This window comes from Streptomyces sp. RP5T, from assembly GCF_003933965.1.
Taxonomy (GTDB): domain Bacteria; phylum Actinomycetota; class Actinomycetes; order Streptomycetales; family Streptomycetaceae; genus Streptomyces.
On sequence record NZ_RSAJ01001264.1, the window covers coordinates 1 to 522 of the forward strand.

The following is a 522-nucleotide window of genomic DNA, read 5'->3' on the forward strand; positions in this document are numbered from 1 at the left end:
ACCCTGGGCCTCGACGCGGGGGTGGCGGGGGAGTGGCTGTTCGACCTCACCGGAGAACGGCCGAAGTGGCGGCGCGGGACCGGCACGGCCGCCGTGCGCGTACGCGGACCGGTGACGGACCTGCTCCTGTTCCTCTACGCCCGCCCGGCGCCCGGTGTCGAGACGCGAGGGGACTCGGAGCTGCTGGAGCTGTGGCTCAGGCGCACCCGGTTCTGGCTGGAGGCGTAGGCGTGCGGGCGGGGCCGGTGTGGCCGAGGCCACGTGGCGGGTGAGGCCGGAGCCATGTCGTCCTCACGGGGGCGCGGGCTACCGTTTCGCGCAGTCCCCTCTCCCACCAGCATCTCGGACGGCCCGCCCGTGCAAGCAGATCTCTCCCCGGTCATCGCGGCGACCACCTACTGGCTGACCCGCGCCTACCCGCCGGTGGGCGGCGCGCTGGCCGCTGCGCTGTGCGAGGTGCAGGCACGGCAGGCCGTGACGGTCGCCGCGTGGCTGCGCTATCCGACGACGATGGACGCTGCT

1 pseudogene is annotated in these 522 nt (G+C 74.3%); it reads left to right on the forward strand.

Features of this window, described 5'->3' with window-relative positions:
• Positions 1-228, forward strand: a pseudogene (locus EHS43_RS45735) (hypothetical protein); the annotation flags it as partial.
• Positions 229-522 lie beyond the last annotated feature (294 nt).